This is a genomic window from Nocardiopsis sp. NPDC055551 (genome assembly GCF_053619415.1).
Genome location: NZ_JBSHJJ010000002.1, coordinates 160,041 through 183,096, shown reverse-complemented (window position 1 = coordinate 183,096; position 23,056 = coordinate 160,041). Strand labels below are relative to the sequence as shown.

Here is a 23,056-nt window from a genome sequence, read left to right as displayed (position 1 = left end):
CGGCTCCCCCAGAGATGCGGGAACCCGATGAGCCGCGCCCTCCGCGGCGGTAGAAAGCCGTCCGCGACCGCACCCCGCCGCGGCCACGAACGACGCTGCGGCCCGCCTAGATGGAGGCCAGAGCCCTGAGCAGCACAGACGAGACAACGACACCCGCTACACCCGCGACGACATTCCGCGATCTCGGTGTGAGTACCGAGCTCGCCGACGCCCTCGAAGCCGAGGGCATCGTCGAACCCTTTCCGATCCAGGAACTGGCCCTGCCCATCGCGCTGAACGGCAGCGACATCATCGGGCAGGCGCGTACCGGTACCGGCAAGACGCTGGCCTTCGGCCTTCCCCTTCTGCAGAGGGCCCAGGAGAACCCGGGCACCAGCAAGCGGCCACGCGCCCTGGTGGTGGTCCCCACCCGCGAGCTGGCCATCCAGGTCGCCGCGGACCTGACCACCGCGAGCAAGCGCAGTGGCGGCCGCATCCTCACCGTCTACGGTGGCCGTTCCTACGAGCCGCAGATCAACGGCCTCAAGGAGGGCGTCGACGTGGTCGTCGGCACCCCCGGTCGACTGCTGGACCTGGAGAACCAGAAGCACCTGCGGCTGGACGCCGTCGCCGCGGTGGTCCTGGACGAGGCCGACAAGATGCTCGACCTGGGCTTCCTCCCCGACATCGAGCGCATCCTCACCAAGATCCCGGACGAGCGTCAGATCATGCTCTTCTCGGCCACCATGCCGAGCGAGATCGTCACCCTCTCCCGCAACTACCTGCGGCAGCCCACGCACGTGCGTGCCGGGGACGACAACGAGATCGACGGTTCCGCCATCACCAAGCGGATCGCCCAGCACGCGTTCCGCACCCACCAGATGGACAAGCCGGAGATGCTCGCGCGTCTTCTGCAGGCCGAGGACCACGGGCAGAGCATGGTCTTCTGCCAGACCAAGAGGGCCTGTGACCGGGTCGCGAGCGACCTCAAGTCGCGCGGTTTCGCGGCCGCGGCCGTCCACGGTGACCTCGGTCAGAGTCAGCGCGAACGCGCCCTGCGCGCCTTCCGCAACGGCAAGATCAACATCCTGGTCGCCACCGACGTGGCCGCCCGTGGTCTGGACGTCGACGACGTGACCCACGTGGTCAACTACGAGACGCCCGACGACGAGAAGACCTACACGCACCGCATCGGCCGCACCGGCCGCGCCGGGCGCACGGGTACCGCCGTCACGTTCGTGGACTGGCAGGAGATGCCGCGTTGGAAGCTCATCAACGGCGCGCTCGACCTGGACTTCCACGAGCCGGAGGAGACCTACTCCACCTCCGCCCACTTCTTCGAGGCCATGAGGATCCCCAAGGGGACCAAGGGCAAGCTGGCCGTCGACAAGCGCGGTGAACACGCCGGGCTGGAGGCCGAAGAGGTCGAGGACATCGGCGACACCGGTCAGCCGCGCGGTGGCGACCGCGGTGGTCGCCAGGCTCGTGGCCGTGGCCGTGGTCGTAGCGACGCCGGTCGTACCGAGACCGGTGGCGGTGAGCAGGGCGGACGCCGTGGCGGACGCAACCGCGGCCGCAAGCGCACCCGCAACGGGGAGACCGTCGCCGGTGCGGCTCCGGAGCAGAAGCCGACCGTCTCGGCGGCCGCCGAACGCCCCTCCGGCGCCTCCGAGCGTTCCGGTGAGGGAGACGGTGCCCGTCGGATCCGTCGCCGTCGCCGTACCCGCGGTGGAGCCGCCGCTCGGGACCCCGAGAACACCTGATGTGTGTCGGGGCCGCCCGTGACGCCGTCGGCATCGTCTAGGGTGACCCGACGTGAGTACACCTGAGTTCCTTGATCTGCCGCCGGGTGTGCGGCGCACGGACCTACGACTGACGTATGGTCCGCTGTCCGCGCTCCGGGCTCTGCCCACCTCCGGCGGCACAGAACTGGCCCCCGCTGTCCTGGTGCACGGTTTCACCGGCAGCAAGGAGGATTTCATCGCCCTCCTCCAAAGCCTGGCGCAGGCCGGGCGGGAGGTGGTCGCGATCGATCTGCCCGGCACCTACCGGTCGCCGGGCCCCGAGACCCTCACCCCTCCGCCCGGGGTGAGGCTTCCCGACTACCGTCTCTCCTCTCTGGGAGAGGTGGTCGCCGAGGTCATGGACCAGGTCGGCGATGGCGGCCCCGTACATCTGGTGGGGCACTCCTTCGGCGGCCTGGTGTCCCGTGAGACGGCTTTGTTCGAGGGTTCCCCCTTGGCCTCCCTCACCCTGTTGTGCTCCGGTCCCGGCGCCCTGAGCGGCGCCGCCGCCGTCCGAGCCCGCAACCTCATCGCCGCGGTGTCGATGGACCCCACCAGCGCTCGCCTGCGCGAACTGTGGGACGAGGTGTTCGAGGCCGAGGCACGTGCGCGTTCCCCCAAGCCCGAAGTGGTCGACTTCCTCCGTGATCGCCTGCTGTACAGCAGCGCCCTGGGGCTCATACGCATGGCCGAGGACCTGTTGAGCGCCCCCGACCGCGTGGCCGAGCTCGCCGAGGTGGACGTGCCCAAACTCGTCGTCTACGGCGAGAACGACGACGCCTGGCCCACCTCCGAGCAGAACGACATGGCCGAACGACTCCACGCCCGACGCATCGTGGTCCCTGGTGCGGGCCACTCCCCCAACGTGGAGGCCCCAGAGACCACGGCGAGCGCGCTGACCGCCTTCTGGAACGAGACCGAGTCGGTCGGCCGACGCTGACCCCCGTCCGCCCGGGTGCCCCTCCTGTCGGGGACCGGGCCCACGAACACGACGTGCCGTCGCCCGAGCGGGCGACGGCACGTGTCGTTTCGACGGTCGGGATCAGACCCAGGAGTCGAAGTTCTTGTTCTCCCGCTCCACGGTGGTGGCGGGACCGCGGTCCGGGAGGATCCGGGTTTCCGGCGGCAGCGTCAGCAGGTTCTCACCGATGGTGGCGAGCTGTGTGGTGTAGTCCAGGTGGGTGTCGCCGACCATGCCGGGACCGCCCTCACGAAGCGTGTCACCACCGAACACGACGCCGAGCCCGCTGATGTAGAAGCCGATGGAACCGGGTGAGGTCCCGGGCAGGGGCAGGACGTCGATGTGCAGGTCCGCGACGTCCAGGGCGCCGCCGCCCTCCACCTCGATCTCCGGGCGGTGCTCCGCGCCGTGGACGCGGCGCCAGGCACGCATCTCGCGGGGGTGCAGGGCGATGTCCGCCTCGGTCTCCTCGGCGATGGCCAGGGCCGCGCCGATGTGCGGGCTGTAGCCGTTGGTGCAGGCCACGAGGTAGACCTCGCGGTCACCGATGGCCTTCAGGATCGCCTCCGCGTCGTGGGCGGGGTCGATGACGATGACGCCGTCCTTGTCGGCCTCGACGATCCAGGTGTTGCTGACGACGTCGAACTTCTCGTCGCCGAACTCGAAGACGCCGGCCGTGCGCACGCGGGTGATGCCCTCACCGTCGGGGCCGGTGACCCCGACCTGCTGTTCCTCGTCATCCGGGCCCGCGAAGACGTCGCTCTCCTCGGCCTCGTCGGCCGTGTCGGAGTCCTTGTCGGAGTCCTTGGCAGAATCGGACTCATCCGTCTCGGAGTCGTCCTTCTCCGCATCGTCCACGTCGGACTCGGTGTCGGACTCGGTCTCCTCCGCACCCTCCTCCTCGGCCGCCTCGGTCTCCTCCGTCTTCTCGGAGGCGGACTCCTCGGCCGCGGTCTCGCTCTCCGCGCCCTTGCCCTCGGACTCGACCGCGTCGTCGGTCTCCTCCTTGGTGTCCTCCGCGACCTCCGCAGCGGAATCGGTGGCCTCCTGGCCTTCCTGCTTCTTCGACTTCCGCTTCCAGAACACGGTGTCAGACCCTTCGTCCAGATATGTGCTGATTCAACGCTGTGACCATTGTCGCGCTCTCACGCAGTGGTCCGTACCGTACCGAACTCGACGCGCGCGGTGACCGTTCCGCCCGGTGGTTCCTCAGCCCTTCAGGAGCCGCGCCCCGGTCGCCGGCGCGATGAGCTCCTCGAACGCCTCCGGCGCCGTGGTCCTGGCGCCGAGCCGATGTCCGGTCAGAGCGCCGTGGTCGTCGCTGGACCCGGTCACCACGATGCCCAGATCCGCGGCGATCCCCCGCCACTCCTTGGTCTGCGGTCGGTTGTGCGCGGGGTGATCGGCCTCGACTCCACCGAGTCCGACGGCCACCATGCGTTCGGCCAACTCGACCGGGACCGACCCGTTCATGGCGCCCTCCGCCCGGGCCGGGTGGGCCAGGGAACACACCCCGCCCGCCTCACGGACCAGTCGCACCGCGCGGACCGGATCGATCGCGTACCGGGAGACGTAGGCGGGACCGCCGGAGCCGATCCACCGATCGAAGGCGTCCTGCACGTTCTTGGCCGCGCCCGCCTCCACCACCGCGCGGGCCAGGTGCGGGCGGCCGATCGTGTTGGCGTCGGCGTGTTCGGGGTGCCCGGCGCCGGCGATCTCCAACACCCGCTCCCAGGTCACGTCCACGCCGTTCCGCTGAAGTTTCTCCACCATCTCCTCGGCCCGGGTGGCCCGGTCGTGGCGTACCCGGCGGAGTTCCTCCGCCAGCCCCGGGGATCGCGGGTCGAAGAGGTAGCAGACCAAGTGGACGCTGGACCCCTGGTAGGCGCAGGACAGTTCCATCCCGGGGACCAGGGTGAACCCGGGGGGCAGATGCCGTGCGGCTTCCTCAAGGCCACCGACCGTGTCGTGGTCGGTCAGGGCGAGGACGTCCAGGCCGGCGTCGACCGCGTACGCGATGACCTCGGCGGGGGTATCGGTGCCGTCGGACACCGAGCTGTGTGAATGCAGGTCGATACGTGTCACCGGGCGATTGTACGTAAATCGCGCGGTCACCGCGCCGGTCGCGCGCTCGGGCCGGGTCGATGTGCCTTCCCGGTCAGGCCGACGCGTCCCGGTGGGCGAGCATGTGCTCCAGGAACGGGCTCGGCGCCCCGAACGGGGGTTCGAAGGCGATGCCACCGTCCCACAGGTCCCGGAGGTCGCGCAGGGCGCTGATCTCCCCCATGAGCATCCCGGTGTCGGCGGAGGCGAACACCACCCACAGCCAGTGGGCGAGCGCCTCACCGGCGTAGGCCGCGCGATCGCGCCCCACGTCCAGGTTCCACAGCGCCATCTCGTGGCCGTCGTAACGCACCTTGGCGTCGGGCGGACCCTTGTCGAAGCCGACGCCCGGGTCGGCGCCCTCCAGCCCGGCCAGGCGGGCGCCCAGGCCGATACCCGGATCCTCCGCGACGACGACGAGTTCGCCGATCCCGCCGAGCGGGTTCGGTCCGGACATGGCCACGGCGGTGGCGAGCGCACCGGTGCGTTCGTCGCCGACGTCGGCGAAACCGGTGACCACCCAGCCTCCGGGCAACGGCCATGGGATCCACACGGGAACCTGGGCCTGCGGGAGGACGGCCTCAAGCGTGGCGGGGCCCGGGGGGCGTACCGCTTGGAGCGGCGCCACCGGACCGTGGGCGTCACATTGCCAGGCGCTGGTCCACAACCCCGGGGGTTGCACACCGCGCCCGCATCGTGGACACGAGGGCTCGGGTTTCATGTTCTGGTCATCTACCCGGGTGGGACTCGTGGAAAACGCGAGGCGGGCGGGGCACAGGAGCCCCGCCCGCCCGATAAAGCCTCCAGGTCACGGAACCATGTCCGGGACCGGGGTCCTCAGCCGTCGCGACGCTTCTTGTTGGCGGTGATGCGACCGCGCTCCTTCTGGTCCAGGATCACCTTGCGGATGCGCACGTGCTCGGGGGTCACCTCGACGCACTCGTCCTCGCGGCAGAACTCCAGCGCCTGCTCCAGGGAGAGCTTGCGCGGCGGCACCAGCTTGACCAGCTCGTCACCGGTGGCCGAGCGCATGTTGGTGAGCTTCTTCTCCTTGGTGATGTTGACGTCCATGTCGTCGGCGCGTGAGTTCTCGCCGACGATCATGCCCTCGTACACCTCGGTGGTCGGCTCGACGAACAGGACACCGCGCTCCTGCAGGTTGAACATCGCGAAGGCGACGGCCGCGCCGGCCCGGTCGGCGACCAGGGAACCGTTGGGGCGGGTGCGCAGGTCGCCGAACCACGGCTCGAACTTGTCGAACACGTGGTGGGCGATACCGGTGCCGCGGGTCTCGGTGAGGAACTCGGTGCGGAAGCCGATGAGGCCGCGGGAGGGCACCAGCCAGTCCATGCGCACCCAGCCGGTGCCGTGGTTGACCATGTTCTCCATACGGCCCTTACGGACGCTGAGCAGCTGGGTGATCGCGCCCATGTAGTCCTCGGGCGCGTCCACGGTCAGACGCTCGACGGGCTCGTGCAGCTTGCCGTCGATGCTCTTGGTGACCACCTGCGGCTTGCCGACGGTGAGCTCGTAGCCCTCACGACGCATCTGCTCGACCAGGATGGCCAGCGCGAGCTCACCACGACCCTGCACCTCCCAGGCGTCGGGACGCTCGGTGGGCAGGACCCGAAGGGAGACGTTGCCGACGAGCTCCTTGTCCAGACGGTCCTTGACCAGGCGGGCGGTGACCTTGGCGCCCTTGACCCTGCCGACCAGCGGCGAGGTGTTGGTGCCGATGGTCATGGAGATGGCGGGCTCGTCCACCTGGATCAGCGGCAGCGCGACCGGGTTCTCCGGGTCGGCGAGGGTCTCACCGATCATGATCTCGTCGATACCGGCGATGGCGGCGATGTCACCGGGGCCCGCCATCTCCGCGGGCTTGCGCTCCAGCCCCTCGGTCATGAGCAGCTCGGTGATCTTCACCTGCTTGACGCTGCCGTCGGTGCGGATCCACGCGACCTGCTGGCCCTTGCGGAGTTCTCCCTGCTGGACACGGACCAGGGCGAGACGGCCCAGGAACGGGGAGGCGTCGAGGTTGGTGACGTGGGCCTGCAGCGGTGCGCCCGGGACGTACTCGGGGGCCGGGATGGTCTCCAGGATGGTGCTGAACAGCGGCACCATGCTGTCGTTGTCGGGCATCCCGCCGTTGGCCGGGCGCTCCAGGGAGGCCTTGCCATCACGCGCGCAGGTGTAGACGATCGGGAACTCGATCTGCGACTCGTCGGCGTCCAGGTCCATGAACAGCTCGTAGGTGTCGTCCACGACCTCGGCGATCCGGCTGTCGGGCCGGTCCACCTTGTTGATCACGAGGATGACGGGGAGCTTGGCCTGGAGGGCCTTGCGGAGCACGAAGCGGGTCTGCGGGAGGGGGCCCTCGCTGGCGTCGACGAGCAGGACGACACCGTCGACCATCGACAGACCACGCTCGACCTCGCCGCCGAAGTCGGCGTGACCGGGGGTGTCGATGATGTTGATGACCACGTCCTCGCCCTCGGGCGTGGTGTAGTGCACCGCGGTGTTCTTCGCGAGAATGGTGATGCCCTTCTCGCGCTCCAGGTCGTCGGAGTCCATGACCCGCGCGTCGACGTCCTGGTTCTCACGGAAGACTCCCGCTTGCCAGAGCATCGAGTCGACGAGGGTCGTCTTCCCGTGGTCGACGTGGGCCACGATGGCCACGTTGCGCAGGTCGGTACGGCGGGCGGAGCCCTCCAAGGGCGTGGCACTGGACATGCTTGAGACTCTTTTTCCTGTACTGGGTAGAGACCGCAGGGTGCCACGGCCCGTCGCCAGTTTATGCGGTCATAGTGGGCTGAGCGGGAAACGTACAGGTCGCACCGGTTACCTTCGTCACCGGGGAAGGCCCCTTCAAGGGGGTCGAAAAGTCCCTTTCGGGCGACGTTCCGGGCCTTGTCGGGGACGATTCGCATGCGCCGTGCACGGAGGTCAGGCGGGTTGTGAGTCCGCTTCCAGGATCCTCCCGAGGGGATCCAGGAAGGGGCGGTCGGCGGGCAACCAGTCGAGTTCGTGTAGCCGCGACGGATCGACCCATTTCAGTGCGAGGTGCTCCAGGGGACGGGGTTCGCCCACCAGGAGTTCGGCCCTGAACAGCCGCAGTGTCGTGGGACGGCCCAGGCGTTCGGAGATCGCTTGGAGGGGGACGTCGGGGCCGATCCGGTCGCCGGCCCGGATCGTGACGTCGAGTTCCTCCCGGCACTCGCGAACGACCGCCTCGGCGGGGTCCTCCCCCGGTTCGGTCTTGCCACCGGGGAACTCCCAACGGCCACGGGTGGCGGCGGGTGCGGCCCGCTGGGCCGCCAGGACCCGTCCGTCACGGATGACGGCGGCGCCCACCACGATCAGTTCGTCTCGCACATCGACCCAGCCTAGGGGACGGTGATGCGACCGGAGACCGTCCATCGCGGGCGCCACCGGCCGTCGGGCCGGGTGCCGGCCCACCCAAGGGCCGGCACCCGGTTCGGCGACGCTCTCCGGGGGGAGTGAACAGAGCGTCCGCCTGGGCGATGGTCCGGCGGCCCACCTACGGGAACGGGTTCCCTTCGACGGGGTCGGCCGTGCGAGAGCCTATGCAGCCGAAGCACCCCGTGGGGCGATTTCGGCGAATGTTCTGGTCCTTTTCACGTCCCGAACCGGACTTTCGACACGGAATGGGTTGTTCAGAACACCGATTCGGTGCCGTTACCGCTACGCAGTCGATGGGCCAGCCCGGTGTGCCGACGGCCGGAGGAGGCGTTGCGGACCGCTTGGGCCAGGGCCCGGCGGGAGCCCACCAGCACCACCAGCCTCTTGGCGCGGGTGATGCCGGTGTAGAGCAGGTTGCGCTGCAACATCATCCACGCGCTGGTGGTGACGGGGACGACCACCGCCGGGTACTCGCTGCCCTGGGAGCGGTGCACGGTGATGGCGTAGGCGTGCGCGAGCTCATCGAGTTCGGCGAAGTCGTAGGTGATCTCCTCGTCCTCGTCGGTGCGCACCGTCATCTCCTGGGCGACGGAGTCCAGGCCGGCGACCACTCCGAGGGTTCCGTTGAAGACGCCGTTGCGCCCCTTCTCATAGTTGTTGCGGATCTGGGTGACCTTGTCGCCGACCCGGAAGATCCGGCCGCCGAAGCGACGTTCCGGCACACGGTCCCCGGAAGGGGTCAGCGCCTGTTGCAGGGCGGTGTTGAGGTTGGTGGCGCCGGCCGGTCCGCCCTTCATGGGGGCCAGGACCTGCACGTCGCGGAGCGGGTCGAGCCCGAACCGGCGCGGGATGCGGCGCGCCACCACGTCGACGGTCATCTCGGCGGCGGAGTCGGCGTCCTCACAGGGGAAGAGGAAGAAGTCGTCCATCCCCTGGAAGTGCGGTGGTTCGCCCTGGTTGACGCGGTGCGCATTGGTGACCACGCCGGACTGCTGTGCCTGGCGGAACACGTGGGTCAGGCGCACGTTGGGGATCGGCGACCCCTCATCCAACAGGTCCCGCAGGACCTGGCCGGCACCGACCGAGGGCAGCTGATCGACGTCGCCGACGAACAACAGGTGTGCCCCGGGCGGGACCGCTTTGACCAGCTTGTTCGCCAGGATGAGGTCCAGCATCGAGGCCTCGTCCACCACGAGCATGTCGCAGTCGAGGGGGTTGTCGCGGTCGTGCGCCGCCTCTCCACCGGGGCGCAATTCCAACAGACGGTGCACGGTGGCGGCCTCGTGTCCGGTGAGTTCGGTGAGGCGCTTGGCCGCGCGCCCGGTGGGTGCGGCCAGGATGATCTTGGCGTTCTTGGCCATCGCCATGGTGACGATGGAGGAGACGGTGAAGGACTTGCCGCAGCCGGGGCCACCGGTGAGCACGCACACCTTCCGCGAAAGCGCCTCCTTGACCGCTTCGCGCTGGGCCTCCGCGAGGGAGGCGCCGGTACGCCGATCGAGCCAGTCCAACGCCACCGGCCAGTCCACGTCGGTGAAGGCCGGCATGCGCTCCTCGGGGCCCGCCAACAGCGTGCGCAGCCCGGCGGCCAGACCCATCTCGGCGCGGTGGAAGGGCAGCAGGTAGACGGCGCGGACGGGTTCGCCCTCGGGGCCGGGCACGGTCTCGCGGGCCACCCCCTCATCGGCCACCAACCGGGCCACGCACTCGATGACCAGTCCGGTCTCCACCTGGAGGATCTTCACCGCGGCGGAGATGAGTCGTTCCTCCGGCAGGAAGCAGTGCCCGTCGTTGCTCGATTCCGACAGGGTGAACTGGATGCCGGCCATGACCCGTTCCGGGCTGTCGTGCGGGATGCCCACGGCCTGGGCGATGGTGTCGGCGGTCTTGAAGCCGATCCCCCACACGTCGGAGGCCAATCGGTAGGGCTCCTTCTGCACCACCTCGATGGAGGCGTCCCCGTACTTCTTGTAGATGCGCACCGCGAGCGAGGTGGTGACGTTCACGCCCTGCAGGAAGACCATGACCTCCTTGATGGCCTTCTGTTCCTCCCAAGCGTCGGCGATGAGCCTGGTGCGCTTGGGGCCCAGGCCCGGCACCTCGATGAGCCGTTTCGGTTCCTCCTCGATGACGTCGAGGGCGTCGGTACCGAAGTGCTCGACGATGCGTTCGGCCATCTTCGGGCCGATGCCCTTGATCAACCCCGAACCCAGGTAGCGGCGGATGCCCTGAACGGTGGCGGGCAGCACGGTGGTGTAGTCGTCGACGTGGAACTGGCGGCCGTACTGGGGATGGGAACCCCAACGGCCGCGCAGCCGCAGCGCCTCACCCGGCTGGACCCCGAGCAGGGAACCGACCACGGTGAGCAGATCGTTACCGCCCCGACCGGTGTCGATCTTGGCGACGGTGTAGCCGTTCTCCTCGTTGGCGTAGGTGACGCGTTCCAGGACCCCCTGGACCACCGCCTGTCCGCCGGAGGTGGACCGGGATGGTTCGGACACCGGGCGCTCCTCCTTCCTCAGTTGCGGGTGTCGATGGTCGGCGACTCATCGCCCAGGACGGCGAGCACCCGATCACGGTCGGGCCGGCGCAGACCGCGGGCGACCAGCCGGTAGGAGTGTTCGAGCATCTCCAGGAACTCGTCGTCGGGAACACCGCCGTCCAGCCGCACCGAGTTCCAGTGTCGCTTGCTCATGTGCCAACCGGGGGTGACCGCCGAGAACTCGGCACGCAACTCCAGGGCGAGTTCCGGATCGCACTTGAGGTTGACCACCGCCGGCTCCGATGGGTTGAGCAGAGCGAACATCTTCTGCCCGGAGATCTTGTAGACGAGGGGGCCGGGGCCGAAGGGTTCACTCTCGTCGGTCTCCGGGAACCACAGGGCCGCGTCGATGAATTGTTCCGGTGTCATACGCGCCTTCCCTCTCGCCGTCGCATCCTCTTAGAGCCTGCCAGAAGCCGATGACAGCCGGGAGCGCCGTTCCGGGATCTGTGGATGGCCGATGCCACTCCGAAGTCCGTGGGCCCCCGGGTTCAGTCGCGGTCGAGGTCGGGGAGCTCGGCCACGCGCATGGCCATCTCCTGGGCACGCACCAGGGCTTCGAGTTCGGGATCGCCCGCCTGCGCGCCGACCGCCTCCACCGCGATGCCGTCCAGTTCCCTGGCCGCGCGAAGGTCGCGTTCCTCGGCCTCGGCCGCGCGGATCAGGTCGGCGTAGCGTTCCAGCAGCCGGATCCGCTCCTCGACCCGGGCGACGTCCCGGGTGAGCGCGTCCGCGGCGCGTTCGGCGGCCTCCTGTCCTCGTCCACCGGCTGTGGGGGCCACGTCCATGCGTCCTCGCAGCTCGGACTGGCGGCGCAGGGCGGTGGCCAGGGCCCACTCGGTCTCACCGAGCACCACCCGGTCCCGGATCGGGTCGCGCAACACCTCGTCGCTCAGGCGGGAACCGAGCACGGTGTCCACCGCCCGTTGGGCACGCGCCAAGAGCGCGACCGCCGGTTCGTCGAGCATCCCGGGGACCACGTAACCGCCTTGGGCCGCGGCGACGATCCGTCGCGGATCCTCCGCCGACGTCTCCTGGTTCCGTCGTTGCGTGTACAGGGCGGAGCCGCCCACGGAGAGGACCGCGAAGACACAGACCAGGACGGAGAGCAGAGTGGACATGCCGGGCAGCGCGATCCGCAGGAGCACGCACCAGCCCAGCGCGTACAGCACCAGCAGCAGCGGGCGGTAGGGGCTCTGGTTCGAGGGATCGGAGCCCGCGTCACCATCGGGAGGCACACCGTTCAGGGCCGATGCCAGACGGCGCACACCCTCCACGCCCAGTTCGGGGTCGATCGAGGCCCGGCCCCCACCGGAACCCTCCGTTCCGGGCGACCCGTCCACCACCCGCTCCCGAACGTCCATGGCGCGCGCGGTGAGGACGGGCGTGCCCCGGGAGTCGTTGACGAGGAGACCCCATCGGATGAGGTCGGCCTCGGTGCTGGGGGCGGCCGGTCCGGGGAGCCAGGAGTCCGCGGTGCCCGGGACGAGCGTGGCCTCACGTAGCGAACGGACCATCGCGGGGGTCACTTCGATGGTGGAGTGATCGGAGAGCACGAGCTTCAAGGTGGGGGATCCTCACGGCCTGGTAGTCAACGTATTCCTACCACCAGGCCGCACGAGCCTCCGTGCGGTGGCCGACCTCAGAGCAGACCGAAGTAGGCGCGCCCCTCCTTGGAGAGCATGTTGCTCAGCATCCAGACGGTGAAGCCCAGCGGAACCAGCATGAGGAACTCCCCGTGGAACAGGCCCCAGCCCAGGGTGAGCCCGGCCAGCCCCTGGAAGAGCACGGTGCCCCAGTAGACCCCGACGGTGCGGCGGCGCATACGCGCGCCCAACAGCACCGAGAGCGCGCCGTAGAGTCCGGTGATCAGCGCCATCACGACCATCATCGAACGCATCATGGCCGCGTCGATGTTCATCTCGACGCCCTCGGCCGCGAAGTACGCGGACTGCTGGTCGAGGGCCTCGTTCATCGCCTCCTCCGGCGCTCCCAGACCCATGAGGAAGAGCAGGGCCAGCAGCAGGCCGGACACACCACCGATGAACATCAAAGTTCGGGTGGTGGTCACCTTCCTCGGCATGGGGGCGTCGGGACTCAGCGCCGCGAAGTGGGCGTTGAAGTCCGGCATCCCGTGCTGCGGCGGGACCCCGCCCTGCCTCGGGTCGTACGGGTCCTGGCCAGAGGAAAACACGGACGCCCTCCGAGGGAAGTGATCGGGATCGACTTTCCCCTCCATGGTAGAGGGGCCTCACCCCGAGGGCCACGAGCAAGGTCGCGGTAGCCGACCAACGAAATCGGAACGCGTCACCCAGGGCGGCCGAAGGCCGCCCATGGTGACCCAGGGCGATCCCTCGATGTCGAGAACCTCCGGAAACTCAGGAGGTTCTGCAAATCGTAACCCCGGCGTCCATGCCCGCACACCCTCGTCCCCTTTATGGTGAACGAACTCCGCCCCCGCCGATTCCCCCTAAGGAGTCACACAAGCCATGTCCAGACTCGTGCGCGCATCCGGCGCACTGCTCCTGACCGGCGCGCTGGTGGCACCCTTCGCGCCCGCCGCCAGTGCCTCCGCGCCCATGGACACCACCGATGACGCGGCCTTCACCCTCACCCTCCTGCACGGCAACGACCCCGAGTCGGCTCTGCTGAACGCCCCCGCCGACCCCGATTACGGCGGGGCCGCGCGCTTCACCACGCTCCTGCGAGAACTACGGACGAGCGAGGGCGCCGGCGAGGAGGCCGAGGACGGCGAGGCCGACAACCGCGGCGTGGTCACCGTCAACTCCGGTGACATGTACCTTCCCGGCCCGGAGTTCGCGGCCTCCCAGGAAGACGGTGCTCCCTTCTACGACGCGATCGCCGCCTCCCACGCCGAGTACGACGCGGTCTCCATGGGCAACCACGAGTTCGACTTCGGCCCGGACCTGTACGCGGACTTCATCGATGGGCTGCCCGAGTCGACCCCCGTGGTGGCCGCGAACGTGGACGTGTCCGCCGAGCCCGCGCTCGCCGCGCACGAGGCCGCCGGCCGGATCACGCCGAGCACCGTGGTCGACGTCGAGGGCGAGCGGGTGGGCATCGTCGGGGCGCTCTACCCGGACCTGGCCACCATCACCAGTTCGCGCGACGTGGTGGTCGACGAGGTCGTCGACCCGGTCCAGAGCGAGGTCGACCGGCTCTCCGGCGAGGGCGTCGACAAGATCATCATGATCTCCCACCTGCAGAACATCACCTTCGAGGAGCGGGTCGCGCAGGAGCTGACCGGCGTCGACGCCATCGTCGCCGGTGGCGGTCACGAGGTGATGGCCAACGAGGGCGACGCGCTGGTCCCGGACGACGAGGTCACCGTCCACCCCGGTACCGGTGAGCCCCTCTCCTACCCGCTGGTCGCGCGGAACCCCGAGGGCGCCGAGGTCCCGATCGTCACCGCGGGTTCCAACCACAAGTACGTGGGCCGCTTGGTCATCAACTTCGACGCCGACGGCGACATCGTCTCCCTCGGCGACCGTTCCGGTCCGGTCGTGGTCGACGGTTCCGTGGAGCCGGACGCCGAGGTCGACGCCCAGGTCACCAAGCCCGTCTCCGAGTACGTCGACGAGCTCGCCGAGACCGACGTCGCCCAGAGCGAGGTCGCTCTCGAAGGCCGCCAGGACCCGGGTGTTCGCACCCGGGAGACCAACCTCGGCAACCTGCTGGCGGACTCCCTCATGGACACCGGAGCCCGTAACGCCGAGGAGTACGGGGTCCCCGAACCGCAGATCGGTATCCAGAACGGCGGCGGAATTCGCAACGCGTCGCTGATCCCGGCCGGGACGATCAGCGCGTTGGACACCTACTCCATCGCCCCGTTCGCCAACCAGGTCGCGGTGGTGCCGGACGTGCCTCGCGCCCAGGTCAAGGAGTTGCTGGAGCACGGGGTGTCCGCGGCCCCGGCTTCCAACGGCGGATTCATGCAGGTCGGCGGGGTCAACTTCGCCTACGACCCCGAGCAGCCCGCGCAGGAGGTGAACGAGGACGGTGAGGTGCTGGGCGAGGGCGAACGGGTGCGCGACGCGGTCCTGCACGACGGAACCGTGCTCGTCGAGGACGGCGAGGTCGTCGACGGCGACCCCATCACCATCGCCACCAACGACTTCTCCGCCCGCGGTGGCGACATGTACCCGTTCCGCGGCGCCGACTTCACCGTGGTGGGCTCCACCTACCAGGGCGCCCTGGAGCTGTTCGTGTCCGACACCCTGGCCGGTGAGATCACCGAGGCGGACTACCCCGAGGGCGGCTCCGGCCGGATCGTGGTCGGCGACGAGGCCACCACCCCGCCCGGAAACGGCGGTGGTGACGACGGCGATGACGAGGACGGTGACGACGCCGGACCGTCCCCCTCCCCCAGCCCGTCCGACGACCCGAGCGAGGGTCCTGACGGCGGCGGTGGCGGTGGCGGTGCCGACGGCGACCGTAAGGACGACAAGGGATCCCTGCCGCTCACCGGCGGCGCCCTGACCGGTCTGATCATCGCCGCGTTGGTGGCGGTGGGCGCCGGCGGCGGTGCGCTCTACCTCAGCCGTAAGCGCGCCACGACCCCCGACGCCGGGGAGATCGACGCCTGACCCTCCCCGCCATGACGAGGTGCGGCCCCGCTCGGAACGCGTTCCGGGCGGGGCCGCACCTCGTCATCAGCAGCGGGGCAGGCCCTCGATGGGCCGCCACGGCTCGGCGACCCGGAACGCGGTGGCGCTGACGTAGACGTCCCGGTTGCCGGTCTGGTCGTCGGTCAGCGCCCACCAGGTCGAGTAGCCGCCCTCGCCGTCGGAGTGGGCCTGTCCCTCGGTCTGGCAGAAGAAGGCGTGTCGGCCGGTCCACAGCAGCCCGCCCGACGGGTAGCGGTTCTCCGGTGACCGATAGCTGTGCGCGTCCCGCCAGGTGGAGTAGTGGTGGCGGTGCGAGTGGTCGTTCACGAGCTCCGAGGGCCCGGGGGCCGCGGAGACGGGGGCCGCCGCCAGGGTGAGCGCCGTGGTCAGCCCCAACGCCACCGCTCCGGACCGCCCCGGCCACCAGGTGGTTCGCCGTGCCATCGATCGCTCCTCGTGTCCCGGCCCCGGAACCGCCGGGGCCGCGCGGATATACCCGATGGGGCCCGATCCGCGGGGACCCGAGACCACCACCTCCGGCTCATTATCACCGAAAGTGACGAGTGCGTGACACATGGACACGAATGCGGCGTCGTCAGCAGCCGACGATGCCCTCGACGTCATCGGTCATCGCACCACGATCGGATTCCTCCATGCCACCGCGCTCGAACCAGATGAGCACGATGTGGCAGGCGCTTCGGAAGTCCACCGCCATGTCGGCGCCCTCCGCGTCCTCTACCTCCTCCTGGTTCCGCAGGCCCAGGACGACGGTCGTGGCGACGAGGGAGTTCTCGTAGGAGATGACCCGGACGAGGTTGGTCTCCACCGCCATGGTGCAGACGAAGAGGTCGTCCTCCTCCTCGGAGACGCATAGCTCGTCACTGACGTCCAGCCCGTCGGTGAGGTCGTCGTGCCGTTCCCGTAGTTCCGTCACCACCTCCTCGGCCGTCATGTCCCAGAGCGCGGCGTCCGCGCCCTCGGAAGGCTCTTCCGTCGACGCCTCGGTGGGTTCGGGGGTGGGGCTCGGTTCGTGGGTGGGTGCGACCGAGGGCTCCGGGTCGCTCTCCACCGCGGTCGGGGTGGGGTCGGGCGCACCGGCGGCGGCGACCCGGTCGGTGAACGCGCCCGCGATCGCGAGCGTGCCGCCCAGGGTCGAGGCCCCGGCCAGGATCGCGATGACGGTGAGCACCGCGAGCAGCCCGCCTCCGTAGCGCCCCTGCGGAGACGGCGCCCCCTGCCACGACCCTTGGGGGCGGAATTGCCCCGGGTAGGGAAAATCCTCCCCTCCTTGGGGGGAATCGGGGTGGGGGTTCACTACCGGACTCCTCTGCGTTCGCGAAAACAAGAAGGTGACACTTCGTACCCTCCGGGACAACCTTCCCAGTTCCATCAAGAACGTGCAAAGAAAAGGCCAGTGGTGGCCACTTGCCCCCATTTGACCGTTATGTGATTAGCGTATTTTCAACCAACCTTGGGGCATCCGGCGCGCATAATAGGGAAATGCGCCACCCGGGTCCTACCATCGGCACCATGACCTGCGTTTTGCTGGCCGAAGACGATGTCTCGATCTCCGAGCCTCTCGCCCGCGCACTTCGTCGCGAGGGCTATACGGTGGACGTGACCGTCAACGGCGTCGAGACACTCGACCGCGCCCGTGCCGGAGACATCGACCTCATGGTCCTGGATCTCGGTCTGCCCGAAATGGACGGCCTAGAGGTGGCACGTCGGCTCCGCGCCGAAGGCCACGGAACGCCCATCCTGATCCTGACCGCCCGAGCCGACGAGGTCGACACCGTCGTCGGTCTCGACGCCGGGGCCGACGACTACGTCACCAAACCCTTCCGACTCGCCGAACTCCTCGCACGCGTGCGTGCCCTACTGCGCCGTGGTGGCGCCGAGGTGCCCGTCGTACACGGAGTCCGCATCGACAACGACTCCCGCCGCGCCTGGCTCGGCGACCGCGAGCTCCAACTCACCACCAAGGAATTCGACCTGCTTCGCGTCCTGGTCCGTGATGCCGGCAAGGTGGTGACCAGGGAACAGATAATGCGTGAGGTGTGGGACACGAACTGGTGGGGGTCGACCAAGACCCTCGACATGCACATATCGTGGCTGCGCCGCAAACTCGGCGACGACGCCAACCAACCGTCCTACATCACGACCGTCAGGGGCGTCGGCTTCCGATTCGAACGAGACTAACGGGGTCTTGGCTTCGACACGCTCCTCGGTCGCCCTCTCCAGGGTCGGACGGACGTGAGGTGACATGCGCAGACGGATGGTCTTCTCCACCCTGGTGGTGACCGTCATCGCGGTCATGCTGCTCGGACTGCCCCTGGGCGCTCTCACCTTCAAACTGGTGCACGACGAGAGCGCCCGACAGCTCGAAGGCGAGGCGGAGCTGATCGGTTTCGAGAGCGACGCCATGATCGAACGCGACGGCGAGATCGATCTCGCCGAGTTCGACCAGGAGCATCCGGGCCGCTTCATCCGGATCACCGACGACAGCGGTGAGACCGTCCTGACCGCGGGCAACCCGGAACTCGACCCGACGTCCGTCGACTCGCCGGGGCTGATCCGAGCGGCGGCGACCACCGAACTCGGCACCACCGTCGAGGTGTGGTCCGGTTCGGAGGCCCTACAGGAGAGCGTGATCCGGGCCTGGCTCGGGATCGCCTCACTATCCCTGCTGGCCATCGGGGTCGCGGTCGGGCTCTCCATGTTCCAGGCGCGCAGACTCACGCTGCCGCTGGTCGACCTGGCGGCCACCGCCGAACGACTCGGCTCGGGGGTCACCACCCCGTGGGGGCACCGCTATGGCATCCCCGAGGCGGACCGTGTCGCCGAGGTGTTGGACCGCAGCGCCGAACGCATCGCGGGTCTGATCGCCACCGAACGCCACTTCGCGACCGACGCCTCCCACCAGCTGCGCACGCCGTTGACGGCGCTCACCATGCGGTTGGAGGAGATCATCGCCGAGGCGAACGACCCGGGCGTGGTCCGGGAGGAGGGCGAGGCGGCCCTGGCCCAGGCCGAACGGCTCACCGAGACCGTCGAGAGCCTGCTCGGCCGGGCTCGAAAGAGCCAGAACTCGGAGGTCGAGGCGGTCGCGCTCGACCCGGTCCTCAATCGCCTCCAAGCCGAGTGGTCACCGGTGTTCCAACAGGAGAATCGCAAGCTCCTGGTGACCGGTGTCTCCGGACTGACGGGCATGACCGTCCCCACCGACTTCGCACAGATCCTCGCGACCCTGGTGGAGAACGCCTACAAACACGGCGCGGGAACGGTGACCATCCGCCGCCTCGACACCGGGCAGTCCGTCCGGGTGGAGGTCAGCGACGAGGGCGAGGGCGTCCCCGAGCACCTGTCCGGACGCATCTTCGAACGCGAGATCAGCGGAGGCGGCGGCACCGGGCTGGGGCTGGCCCTGGCCCGGCACATAGCCGAGTCCGAGGGCGCCCGCATCGAACTGGTGCAGACCAAGCCGACCACCTTCGCGCTGTTCCTGCCCTCCGGCGCCGGGGGCCTGTCGAAGATGACCGGCCCCGTCTAGGTGGTTCGGTGGTTCACCGACCCGCCACGGCGACGTCGGAGGGTGTGGGTTCGGGGACCCGGCCGCTGACGACCAGATCGCTCCACAGGGAACGCACGCGCTCCAGGCCGTACACCGAGGTGATCTCGGACCGGGCCCGTTCGCTCTCCTCGGTGAACCCGCCTCGGGAGACGGTGGCGTGGATGGCCTCGGCCATCGTGACCGCGTCGTCGTGGATCCAGTGCGGATCGTAGATGGTGTCCGAGCCCGGCCACGGCAGCAGGGCGGGGATCCCCCCGGAGGCCGCGCACTCGGCGGGCGCGAGGTGGAACGACTCATCGTCGCTGGTGGAGAGCACGAACCCGATCCGGCGCAGCCAGGTGGCCACGTCCGGGCCGAACCCGTCGAAGATCACGCCACCGGCGAGCCGTTCGTCACGCTGGATCCGCCGATACACCTTCTCGAAGTAGGCGCGTTCCTCCGGCCGGTTCCAGATCCACCAGTAGTCCCACGGCTGCTTGGTCTTGACCGACAACGTGTAGCGGGGGTCCATGCGGCGCAGCTCCGACAGCACGTCCAGGCCACGGTCCAGGCGCTTACGGGAGGGCGCGATGCCGATCATCCCCAGCGAGTACTCGGCGCCGGCCAGCTTGGGTCGGTCGAGCTGCCGATCATCCACCCAGTTGGGCAGGACCACCACCTTGTCGTGGGGCCAGCCGGTGATCTCCCGGGTCAGGTCGGCGTAGTGGGGGCTGACGCACACCACCGCGTCGACCTTGGACACGTCCAGGCGGCGCGGCCACTCCGCGTACAGCTCGAAGCGGTGCAGGCGGACGATGAGACGCTGGTCGGGGCGCTTCCACTTGGCGTAGAACAGGGCGTTGGGTCCGCACCACTCGCAGATGACCACGTCCGCCCAGGACGCGAGCTCCCGGGACCGGTACTGGTCGTGGGTGCTCAGCCCCTCCCACTCGTCGATGCGCACGTCCAGACCCGGGAGGGAGTCCAGGTACTCGGCGAGGCGGGTGAAGAACTTGAGGTCGTGCCCGGCGATGACCACCTTGAGCGGTCGTTCGGGGTCGGTGCCCTCCGGGGCCGCCGGCAGTGCCTCGGCCAGGTAGCCGCGCAGACGCTCGGAGGCCCGTTCCAGGGCATGGTCGGCCGCCGCCGCACGGCAGCGCTCGGCGGCCAGGGCGTACACGGCCCGGTCGTGGTAGGCGCGGGCGATGACCGTGGCCACCGACCCGGAGTCCTCACCGGCGAAGAGGGGGTAGTCGACACCGAGCAACGCCTCGTGCATGGGCGTGCGGTTGAGGACCACCGGCAGGCCCAGCGCCCCCAGCTCCAGGACCTTGGTGGACAGCTCCAGGCTGGCGTCCATGTCGGGGTCGCGCCAGGACAGGCCGAAGTCGCACTCGGCCGACTGGCGCAGCGCGTCGGCGCGGGCCATACCGCCGCGCCAGTCGACGTTCGGGGTGCTCTCCAGGGCCTTGCGCATGCGTTTGGCCCAGTCGGCGGGTTCGGCGTGGATCTTGTCGCCGATCATCACCAGTTCGGCGTCCACCCCCATCCGGTTGAGCTCCTCGGGCAGGCCGGTCATCTCCAGGGTGTTCCAGCGCGGGGCGAACTTGCCGGTGTAGGCGAGTCGGGCGCGGGCGTGCACCTGGCCCTCCGCGGCGACGTCCTGTGGCACGACGACGACGGGGGGAAAGAGCACCGAGCGTCCGCACGCGGCGGGCACCGTCGATTCCAGGAACGCGCGCAGTTCCTCGGTCTGGCAGAGCACGAACCGGGAGGCCAGCGCGATCTCGGTGAGCTCGGCGGTGGCGGTGGCGGTGAGCTCGTCGACACTGTGCGGGAAGTCGGTGAGGTAGGTCCACAGTCGTCCGCTCAGGGACTCCTCCTGGGCGGCCAGCCCCGCCAGGCGACGCCCGCGTACGACCACCAGGTCGAAGGCCCTGCGCCCGTGCATACGCCCCATGAGCTCCACGGCCTGCTCCGGGGTGAGCCCCCGGGGACCCAGGTCGGAGAGCATGCGGTCCTCGTAGGGGCGGACCAGCTTGATCCCGTCGGTCTCCTGCAGGGGCGCGGTGAGCCGATCGGTGCGCACCGGCGCCTTCAACAGCACGGTGACCTCACAGCCTGCGGCGGCCAGGGCCTGGGCCATCGACTGCGCCCAGATCGCCGAACCGTCGATGATGTTCAGGTCCACGTCGCCGTACAAGAGTGCGCGCGGAGGAGCTGTGCTCACGTTCTTCCCTTCGGATGCTGATGTGGCCGGCGTTGCGCGGGTTTCACCCGAGGGCGCCGGTGGAGGCGTCGGCGTGGGTCGGGTCCTCGCCACCGCTGTCGGTCCCGGTGCCGTGGTCGGGTCCCAGGGCCAGGAGTCGGCTGCCACGCCGGTTCCACTCCCGAGGCCCCCAGGCCCGCCTCAGCAGCTCGGTACGGGCCAGTTCGGGGTCGATGTCGGTGACGTACACGTATTGTCCGGCCCCGGCGGCACGGTCGAAGAACCCGCGTTCACCGGTTCCGATGACCATGGGGTCGGTCTCCTCCGCGGTCTCGCGCGGGGTCCCGACCGCGTCGGCGCCGGAGCATTCGGCGGCGCAGGCGAGGTCGACCAGACGGTTGCGTCCGGTCGGCCCGGTCCACATGAGGGCCCAGGGCACGGTGGCCCGTTCGGCCAGGTCCGCCCACTGTCGGGGCGTGAGCCCGCCGGGGGCGGCGTCGTTGTCGTCCCGGGTGAGCTCGGCCGGGGTGTCGGGGGCGCCGAGGCGCACCGTGCGCACGGTGACGCCCTCCGAGCGCAGGCGGCGCAGGCCGGGCAGTCGGGCGGAGGTGTCGGGGACGACGACCTCGGCCGGACGCAGGCGGGAGGAGAGCAGGTCCTCGGCGAGCCGATCGGCCTGCTCCTCGCCGTCCGGGTCGGCGAGGACGGCCACGCCGCGCCCGCTGAGCGGAAGCTCGACGCCCGGAACGGTGGTCGTCGGTTCCAGGCCCTCCAGGAGGGTGGACAGACGGACCGGGGTGGCGTCGTCGAGGAACACCTGGCGGAGCATGGTGCGGATTTCGCGCTGGGTGGGGGCCAACGCGCGCAGTCGTGGCACGCTGACGGTGAGATCCTCGCCGCCCGGTACGGGCACGGCCGGGTGTGCGACCACCCGGGTGCCGCAGGCCCAGGCCCGGCGGCGCAGGCCGGCCTCGCCCGGGGTGTTCTCCGGGATGACGGCGACGGTGGCCGCGCGGAGGGCGTCCGCCAGGTCGGGCGAGTCGACGTCGACCACTCCCACCCCGAGTTCGAGCAGTACGTCGGGGACCGGGGTGTCGACCCCGGTTCGGACGTAGACGGCCTCCGGGCCGAGGGCGAGTTCGGCGGCGACCGGATTGAACACGTGCAGGGGTACCCCGGCGTCGCCCTTGTGGACGCGGTCGAACCCGAGTCGGCGCAGGGCCGGCGGCGCGGGCGCGTCGTCGAGCAGGACCGTGGGGATCCCTCGGGAGGCCGCGGACTCCATGACCCAGTGCAGGGCACGGGTGCGGTCCACCACGGCGGGGTCGCCCACGTGCGCCCAGGGCGACCCGGGGGCGGCGGCCGAGGCCGACACCAGGAGCAGGTCCACGTCCACGGCGTCCATGACGATCTGGGCGTCGTGCGGGCGCAGGGCGACCGAACGCAGGTAGGGGTCGATCGCGGTCTGCACGGCGGGGCCCACGACGGTGGCGGCGACCAGTTGGTCGGCGGTGCCACCGCTCAGGCCGGTGAGGAGCCGGGCCTCTTGGCGGTCGGCGTCGAAGGAGCGGACGGGTTCGGTCCGACGGCGTTGGATGTGGTTGGTGTTACCGCTGTGCCGCCAGAGCCGGTAGAGGTCCCGGGGCAGCCGTACCAGGGAACGTCCCGGACGCTTGGCCGCGGCGGTGAGCGCACGACCCACTTGCAGCGAGGTCGATCCCTCCAGGGCGGCGAGGCGGACCTGCGCCTCCTGGAGCTGGGCCTCACGCTCGGCCAGGGCTTGCCGAAGTTGTTCGGTCTGGCTCTGTTCACGCCGTTTCACGGTCTGCCACCTTGTACTCGGGTCTGGCGGTTCCACGGTCCCCCGTGCCTGTGGCGTC

The 23,056-nt window shown here is 69.7% G+C and carries 18 protein-coding genes; 5 read left to right on the top strand and 13 right to left on the bottom strand.

Features of this window, described 5'->3' with window-relative positions; all coding sequences use genetic code 11:
* The first annotated feature begins 188 nt into the window (after positions 1–188).
* A complete protein-coding gene (locus ACWGSK_RS04640) occupies positions 189–1,742 on the top strand; it encodes a DEAD/DEAH box helicase (RefSeq protein ID WP_452455236.1) in 1,554 nt (517 codons plus the stop codon).
* A gap of 52 nt (positions 1,743–1,794) precedes the next feature.
* A complete protein-coding gene (locus ACWGSK_RS04635) occupies positions 1,795–2,703 on the top strand; it encodes an alpha/beta fold hydrolase (RefSeq protein WP_358513593.1) in 909 nt (302 codons plus the stop codon).
* 102 nt (positions 2,704–2,805) lie between these two features.
* On the opposite strand, the gene ACWGSK_RS04630 is transcribed toward ACWGSK_RS04635, so the two are convergent.
* The 9 genes from ACWGSK_RS04630 to ACWGSK_RS04590 form a co-directional block, all read right to left on the bottom strand.
* Entirely contained in the window at positions 2,806–3,810 is a 1,005-nt protein-coding gene (locus ACWGSK_RS04630) for an MBL fold metallo-hydrolase (protein ID WP_358513595.1), read from the bottom strand.
* 123 nt (positions 3,811–3,933) lie between these two features.
* On the bottom strand, positions 3,934–4,809 hold the full coding sequence (locus tag ACWGSK_RS04625; RefSeq protein ID WP_452455235.1) for a PHP domain-containing protein: 876 nt from the start codon (positions 4,807–4,809) through the stop codon (positions 3,934–3,936).
* 73 nt (positions 4,810–4,882) lie between these two features.
* A complete protein-coding gene (locus ACWGSK_RS04620; RefSeq protein WP_358513599.1) occupies positions 4,883–5,548 on the bottom strand; it encodes a DUF6758 family protein in 666 nt (221 codons plus the stop codon).
* A gap of 116 nt (positions 5,549–5,664) precedes the next feature.
* The gene (gene typA, locus ACWGSK_RS04615) at positions 5,665–7,557 is read right to left on the bottom strand and encodes a translational GTPase TypA (RefSeq protein ID WP_358513601.1); all 1,893 of its coding nucleotides are present in this window, start codon (positions 7,555–7,557) and stop codon (positions 5,665–5,667) included.
* 213 nt (positions 7,558–7,770) lie between these two features.
* Entirely contained in the window at positions 7,771–8,199 is a 429-nt protein-coding gene (locus tag ACWGSK_RS04610) for a (deoxy)nucleoside triphosphate pyrophosphohydrolase (RefSeq protein ID WP_358513603.1), read from the bottom strand.
* A 302-nt stretch (positions 8,200–8,501) separates the two neighbouring features.
* Positions 8,502–10,709 carry an SF1B family DNA helicase RecD2 gene (gene recD2, locus ACWGSK_RS04605; RefSeq protein ID WP_358513637.1) on the bottom strand — a complete coding sequence of 736 codons (2,208 nt, stop codon included), beginning with the start codon at positions 10,707–10,709 and terminating at the stop codon, positions 8,502–8,504.
* A gap of 56 nt (positions 10,710–10,765) precedes the next feature.
* Positions 10,766–11,158, bottom strand: a complete 393-nt coding sequence (locus tag ACWGSK_RS04600; RefSeq protein WP_358513605.1) for an MmcQ/YjbR family DNA-binding protein — start codon at positions 11,156–11,158, stop codon at positions 10,766–10,768.
* Between the two features lie 122 nt (positions 11,159–11,280).
* A complete protein-coding gene (locus tag ACWGSK_RS04595) occupies positions 11,281–12,354 on the bottom strand; it encodes a hypothetical protein (protein ID WP_358513607.1) in 1,074 nt (357 codons plus the stop codon).
* 77 nt (positions 12,355–12,431) lie between these two features.
* Complete coding sequence (locus tag ACWGSK_RS04590; RefSeq protein WP_452455234.1) at positions 12,432–12,983, bottom strand: hypothetical protein; 552 nt, start codon at positions 12,981–12,983, stop codon at positions 12,432–12,434.
* A 295-nt stretch (positions 12,984–13,278) separates the two neighbouring features.
* Here ACWGSK_RS04590 and ACWGSK_RS04585 point away from each other — a divergent pair, with 295 nt between their 5' ends.
* Positions 13,279–15,396 carry a 5'-nucleotidase C-terminal domain-containing protein gene (locus ACWGSK_RS04585; RefSeq protein WP_358513611.1) on the top strand — a complete coding sequence of 706 codons (2,118 nt, stop codon included), beginning with the start codon at positions 13,279–13,281 and terminating at the stop codon, positions 15,394–15,396.
* Positions 15,397–15,462: 66 nt separating this feature from the next.
* On the opposite strand, the gene ACWGSK_RS04580 is transcribed toward ACWGSK_RS04585, so the two are convergent.
* Together ACWGSK_RS04580 and ACWGSK_RS04575 are read right to left on the bottom strand one after the other, a co-directional pair.
* Positions 15,463–15,861 (bottom strand): hypothetical protein, encoded by a 399-nt coding sequence (locus ACWGSK_RS04580; protein ID WP_358513613.1) that lies wholly within the window; start codon positions 15,859–15,861, stop codon positions 15,463–15,465.
* 151 nt (positions 15,862–16,012) lie between these two features.
* Positions 16,013–16,732, bottom strand: a complete 720-nt coding sequence (locus ACWGSK_RS04575) for a hypothetical protein (RefSeq protein ID WP_358513615.1) — start codon at positions 16,730–16,732, stop codon at positions 16,013–16,015.
* Positions 16,733–16,947: 215 nt separating this feature from the next.
* Here ACWGSK_RS04575 and ACWGSK_RS04570 point away from each other — a divergent pair, with 215 nt between their 5' ends.
* Together ACWGSK_RS04570 and ACWGSK_RS04565 are read left to right on the top strand one after the other, a co-directional pair.
* Positions 16,948–17,616, top strand: coding sequence for a response regulator transcription factor (locus ACWGSK_RS04570; protein WP_014911258.1), 669 nt, complete (start codon positions 16,948–16,950; stop codon positions 17,614–17,616).
* Positions 17,617–17,680: 64 nt separating this feature from the next.
* Positions 17,681–18,967 (top strand): sensor histidine kinase, encoded by a 1,287-nt coding sequence (locus ACWGSK_RS04565; RefSeq protein ID WP_358513617.1) that lies wholly within the window; start codon positions 17,681–17,683, stop codon positions 18,965–18,967.
* Positions 18,968–18,980: 13 nt separating this feature from the next.
* Here the strand turns inward: ACWGSK_RS04565 and ACWGSK_RS04560 are convergent, their stop codons facing one another.
* Together ACWGSK_RS04560 and ACWGSK_RS04555 are read right to left on the bottom strand one after the other, a co-directional pair.
* Positions 18,981–21,170 carry a glycosyltransferase gene (locus ACWGSK_RS04560; RefSeq protein ID WP_358513639.1) on the bottom strand — a complete coding sequence of 730 codons (2,190 nt, stop codon included), beginning with the start codon at positions 21,168–21,170 and terminating at the stop codon, positions 18,981–18,983.
* A gap of 70 nt (positions 21,171–21,240) precedes the next feature.
* On the bottom strand, positions 21,241–22,998 hold the full coding sequence (locus ACWGSK_RS04555; RefSeq protein WP_452455233.1) for a hypothetical protein: 1,758 nt from the start codon (positions 22,996–22,998) through the stop codon (positions 21,241–21,243).
* Positions 22,999–23,056 lie beyond the last annotated feature (58 nt).